This window comes from Amycolatopsis sp. NPDC051758 (assembly GCF_044453095.1).
Classification (GTDB): domain Bacteria; phylum Actinomycetota; class Actinomycetes; order Mycobacteriales; family Pseudonocardiaceae; genus Amycolatopsis.
This window is the reverse complement of the sequence record NZ_JBITCJ010000024.1, coordinates 64,460-70,459: the sequence shown is the minus strand read 5'-3', so window position 1 is coordinate 70,459 and position 6,000 is coordinate 64,460. Positions and strand designations below refer to the sequence as shown.

At 67.4% G+C, this 6,000-nt stretch carries 2 protein-coding genes; one reads left to right on the top strand and one right to left on the bottom strand.

Translation table 11 applies throughout. The features are described from left to right. On the bottom strand, positions 1–3,037 hold a 3,037-nt coding region (locus tag ACIA5G_RS52135), incomplete at its 3' end, for a CHAT domain-containing protein (protein WP_395937724.1). A 381-nt stretch (positions 3,038–3,418) separates the two neighbouring features. Between ACIA5G_RS52135 and ACIA5G_RS52130 the strand changes: the two genes are divergently transcribed. Further along, positions 3,419–5,728: a tetratricopeptide repeat protein gene (locus ACIA5G_RS52130; RefSeq protein ID WP_395937722.1), complete on the top strand. Its 2,310-nt coding sequence runs from the start codon at positions 3,419–3,421 to the stop codon at positions 5,726–5,728. Positions 5,729–6,000 lie beyond the last annotated feature (272 nt).

Below are 6,000 nucleotides of genomic sequence, written 5' to 3'. Positions count from 1 at the left end.
GGCCCCAGGTGACGGCGATGGAACGGGTGTCGCCCAGCCGCTCGTAAGCCGGCAGTTCGACGTCGTGGCGGATGCGCAGGGCCTCGTCGTAGTCCCCTCGCTGGTAGAGGATGTCGCCGATCTGGCCCCAGGTGACGGCGATGGAACGGGTGTCGCCCAGCCGCTCGTAAGCCGGCAGTTCGACGTCGTGGCGGATGCGCAGGGCCTCGTCGTAGTCCCCGCGCCGTTCGGCGATATCGCCGATGGAGCCGGATGTCATCGCAGCTTCTCCTGCGGAGCCCGCGGTCACGAACAGCTCGCGTGCCTGACTCAACATGTCTTCGGCCTGATGCAGATCACCGGTGGTGATCAGACGCCGAGCCTGTGCGGCGATGACCCGGGCCCGCTCGCCGGGATCATCATGATCGTCGGCGGTGGCCGTTCGCGCGGCTCGCTCCAGCAACGCATGGCCTGTTGCTCCATCTCCGCTGGTGAGAGCGGCATCCGCCACCACGCGCAGCAAAACAAGAGACACTGAGTGGTCGTGCCGGTCCAGGAGCGCGATCGTCTCAACTCCCAGCGCGGCGGCAGTGGCGGCAGGGCCCGTCCGCAGGTGCGCGACAGCGCCGACAGCACAGAGGGCGGTGATGGTCGGGTTGTCCGCCAGCATCGCCAGCCGCGTCAGCTGCAGGTCCTCCTCCAAGGTCCGGCGGTGGGATGGCGTCGACGGTGTCCAGCCGCTCAGAAGCGGATTCACGGTGAGCTTGGCTAGGGCGGATCGTTCGGTGGCGGTAAGCGGGGTGATCCGGCCGGCTGCCACGGGATTGACGGCTAGGGCGATGCGCCCCGGCTCCGCGGGGTCGTCGTGGGGCTCCAGCAGCCCAAGACCGGACAGCCGGGTCGGTGATCCACCGACATGCCCGGCGATGAGATCGACCACCGTATACGGGACCGGTAGATCGAACAGGGTGACCGCGCGCACCAGAGCACCGTTGGCTGTTCCTGCCTCCTCGATGAGGGCGTCCAAGGCCAGATTCTCCAGAAAGACCCGCACCTCGCCTTCGTCGGGAAGGGTTCCCTGGCGCAGGTAGTCCTCCATGCCAGTCACCGCGGCGTCCGCGCGGGACAGGGGCACGTCCTGGTTGTAGACCAGGCGCAGGCAGATCAGATCCTGCAGACCCGGGTTGCCCCGACTCACCGCAACGGCGCGCCGGGCGAGGCCGGCACGCTCAGCCCGCTGGTCGGGGGAAGCGAGGGCTTCCTGGCGGCGGTGCAGTTTCCGGCGCCCGACCTCGGACAAGGTTGCCAACTGGATGAGTTCGAGTTTAGATTCCGCGCCGTCGAGGGCGAAGGTGAACCGGCTGGTCAGCACCAGGCGGCTATTGGTCTCCTCGGGATCGAACGCGCGCAGCACGGCCGCGAGCACCGGCGCGTGGGCCGGTGCGACCCGGTGTGGTCTGTCCGAGTGCTTGACGAGGATTCGTTCCAGATCGTCGATGATCAGCAGCAACGGCTTGGTGCCGTCACCTGCCTGGGCGCACGGCCCGGACAGCAAATCGAGCAACACGTCCCCGATTGCCTCGGGCCGCTCCCGCACTTCTGGCATCCGCCGATCGACCAGCTCCCGCGCAGCGGAATTGGTACGAACCGCCTCCCGCGCCGCGTCCAGGACAGCCAGGGCGCTGTAGTCACCGAACACCACCGCCACCGCGTACTGGCCCGCGACTCGGTCGGCGATCCGGGCCGCAAGGCTGGACTTGCCCAATCGGCCCAGCCCCTGCAGCAGCACCCCGGCACCTTTGCCACCGCGCAGCGCGCGCAGTGCGCGCCGCAGCTCCTTCCGGCGCCCGACGAACATCTGCGCTTCGGCCACAGGAACTTGCTGTTTGCGGTCCAGGAACCGCTTGGTGCCGTGCACGGGCGTGACCAACGACCGTGCCCGGCTCCCCGCCACTACCGCGCCGCCGCCGGCCGGCCCCAGCCACAGCCGGGCCAGATGCCAATCCGCCCGCACCGACGGATACTCCGATTCCAGCAGCGCTCGGCGGGCATCACCCATCGCCACCGCCACATCCACCCGCTTGTTCAGCGCCCCGTACAGCTTCTCGGCGAACATCGTCGCCGCCCGGTCCCGCACTGAACCGTCCCAGCCGATCACCGCCGGGACACCCGCCGCGACCAAACTGGTCGAGAGCGAATGCGCCAGCAACTCCTCCCGCCCGCCTGGCCCCGGCCCACCCTTCCGTCCCTCGCCCGGGGGCAGGTGCGCCGAGGTGTCGGCGCCGGTCGCGGTCAGACACGCCGAAACGAACACCAGCCGCGTGGTGTCCTGTGGGAACAACGCGACCAGCTCGGACGCTGTCGTCGGTTTGCGCTCGCCGGTTTCGTCCTCCATCAGCAGCACTGGCTCGCCGTTCTTCTCCGGCCAGGAGTTGGAGCCGTGACACGACAAGTGCACTACCGGCAATGTGTCCGCTGACAGTCGTTCGGCGAGCTGTACCGGGTCTCCGGTGTCCTCGACCAGCAGATCGATGCGGGCATCGCGCACCGCATTCAGGATCGCCGTCTCCTCGGCCTCGAAATCCAGCTCGTCCTGTCCAGCAGGGGAGGACGCCATGAACGCGACACCCAGCCGAAAGTCACCCAGCGCCGCCGGCGGAATGGCTGTACCCAGCCGGCGAACCACACTGAACCGGGTTTTCCCGTCTTGCGCCAGGAAGCTCCCATCCGGCCACGCCAGCACCTCGAACGGTGCCCGCAGCAGCGCCCATGCCGCCGCCGAGGGCCACTGCGATCCCCGCACCTCCAGCATCACCGGAGCCCCTGACCCCTTCAACCAGGTGTGCAGCTGCCCTTGTTCTCCGTCCAGCCAGCCGAACAGCTCGCGTCCCAGCTCCAGCAGCGCAGCATCTGACCGTCCTTGCGCTGCGCCGACATACTGAGTAGCGACCGTCTTCAGAAACTGGACATCGGCAACCCCGATCGTCCGCCGCGGGCCGACTCTTTCGCCGCTCAGAACCAGCTCGAACGCCGAATCGTCCACGACCAGACCGGACACCACCCCTCCCCTCGCCCGCCTCATGACTGCATAACCAGCCGAGCAATCTGCTGCCCTGACGGACCACCACATCCAAAGGTCGCTCGATCACCCTCTACGGTTACTAGACGCCTCACAACAGCAATCAACGCCCCCCGAATGGTCTACTCGAGCGAAAGTGGATCTTTGGCGGCCGCAGCCTCGATGTCTATCGTCCGCTCATCGGCATGAGAGCGCGCTGGCGCAAGACGCGATGTCGCTGCTGCCTCTCGCCGGTGAAGGACAGCGGCGCTGCAGCGTTACGGCCACGAGGTGATAGACGATGATGTCGGTATGTCTCGCCGTCGCTGGGTTCCCTGGGTCGCTGCGGGTGCTGTGACGGCCGCGGCCGGCGGTGGCACCGTGTGGGTCGGGCTGGAGGCGGCGGACAAGCTCGGCAGCGTGATCGGGGCCGTATGCGGCGTGCTGGGTCTGGGGTTGTCGGCCCATGGCCTGATGCGAGCCCGGCACGCAGATCCTCCGACCGCGGCAGGAGCCGTGTCGGTGACGAACTCAATCACTGATACGACGAACGCCCAGGCGGTACTGCAGGCCGGGACCATCGGCGGCGCGGTCACAGCCGGCGACGGCAACGTCGTCGGTGACCACAATCTGGTGGCCGGGCCCGGCGGGATCGTCGCCGGGCCGGGCGCACACATACTGCTGCCCGCGTTGGCGTCGCCCGCTGAGTCTTTACCGCCACCGGTGGTCGACGTGTGTGTCGGTCGCGACACTCAGGTGGCGGACGTGGTGGCCGCATGGAACGCCGGTCGGTCGGTGGTGATTGCCGGCGGGCCCGGGATCGGGAAGTCCACGGTGCTCGGCCGCGCGATCACCGACCCGGCAATCGTCACCTCCTTCGGGGCGCGCCGGTTCGTGGTGTCGTGTGACGGCGCCGAATCAGCCACTGCCGTCGTGGACAAAATGGCCCTTGTGCTCGGAGTGGCTCCCGGTGACCACTTGCGGAACCGGGTGTTGTCCTTCGTCCGGGAAACGCCCTGTGTGCTAATTCTGGACAATTACGAGACACCCGCGGACTCCGATCCCGCGGGCACGACCGCGCTGGTCGCGGAGATGCGCGCTGGCGCTGCGACCTCGACGGTCTTGGGTATCGGCTACCGCGGCGGGGGCGCCCCGGTCGGTCTGACCGGCATGGCTGAAGCTGTGCTGGGACCGCTTCTCCCAGCCGCCGCTACTGAGGTGTTCAGCGAGGTCGCCGGCGACCGGCATCGCGGCGATCCGATGGTCGCTCTGCTGGTGGCCGAGCTGGACGGGGTGCCGCTGGCGATCACCCTGCTGGCCACCCTGGCGCGCACCGAAACCGGCTTGGACACGCTGATGTCGGCGTGGCTAACCAAGCGCACCGACCTGCTCGCCCACGCCGCCCATCCGGACCGGACCTCCAGTCTGCCGGTGTCGATCGAACTGTCCTGGGACCGGCTCAGCCCCGACGCCCGCACCGCGTTGTCGCTGGCGGCGCTCCTGCCCGACGGATGGCCACGAGACCGACCGGGTCTCTATTTGCCGGACGAGCTCGCCTCAGGCGTGATCGAGCTGAGCAGTCGGGCTCTGTTGCACAGTGATCACCCGCGGCAGCGTTGCCTGGCCCCGGTCCGTCGGCACGTAGCCGCTCACCATCCGCCCGAGCCGGCGGCGCTGGCCCAGCTCATTGCGCGTGTGCAGACCCTGACCGAGCTGGCCGAGCGGGTAGGCGGTCCGGACGGTGTCCGGGCGGTCGACACCGTGGTGCCCGAGTTCACCAACATCGTGGACGTCATCCAAGCGAGGCTGCCCCGCGATTCAGCAGGTCTCGCACCACTGGTACGAAGCCTGCTGGAATTTCAACGATTCACCGGGCTCGGCGACGACCGGCTCACCCGAGAGACGCTCGCCTCCGACCTCGAGCCCCTCGCTCGAGCCAGTACCGCGTCCAACCTCGGGAAGCTCTACGCCATACGGGGCGAGAACAGTCGCGCGCGGGAGCTGTTCGGTCAGGCTCTGCCGCTCTACCAGCGTGTGGGCTCGGTGCTGGGTGAAGCCAACTGCCTGCGCAACCTCGGCGGCTTGGAGTTCCGTGAGTCGAACAATGACCGTGCGCGGGAGCTGTTCGGTCAGGCTCTGCTGCTCTATCGGCGTGTCGGAGTTGTGCTGGGTGAAGCTAACTGCCTGAGCAACCTCGGCGGCTTGGAGTTCCGTGAGTCGAACAATGACCGTGCGCGGGAACTGTTTGATCACGCTCTGCTGCTCTATCGGCGTGTCGGAGATGTGCTGGGTGAAGCCAACTGCCTGCGCAACCTCGGCGGCTTGGAGTTCCGTGAGTCGAACAATGACCGTGGGCGCGAGCTGTTCGGTCAGGCTCTGCTGCTCTATCGGCGTGTTGGAGATGTGCTGGGTGAAGCCAGCTGCCTGCGCAACCTCGGCGGCTTGGAGTTCCGTGAGTCGAACAATGACCGTGCGCGGGAGCTGTTCGGTCAGGCTCTGCCGGCTTACCAGCGTGTGGGCTCGGTGCTGGGTGAAGCCAACTGCCTGAGCAACCTCGGCGAACTGGAGTTCCACGAGTCGAACAACGACCGTGCGCGGGAACTGTTTGATCGGGCTCTGCTGCTCTACCAACGTATCGGAGACCGGTACTCCCAGGAAGCGACCCATTCGTGGCTTGCACGTCTGCCCTAAGCAGGACAGGAAGTCAGGAACAGCAAGAAATCGGCAGGCTCGTTCCTGAAGCCAGGCTTCCCGTGGCTTGTGGACCGTCCTCAGCTAGCCCGCAGCTGAGGAGCAGAAACGCGTGACGGCTGTCACGACAGGTAGCCCGCTCATCGGCATGAGCGGACGTTGACGGCGTAGCGCGCGGCGTGGCGAGGGGTAACCGATCAGCCGTCTGGGCCAATGCACCAAGCGATGACTGATACCGCATGCTTCGTGCAGTTTGCCCATCCCGGTGCCGA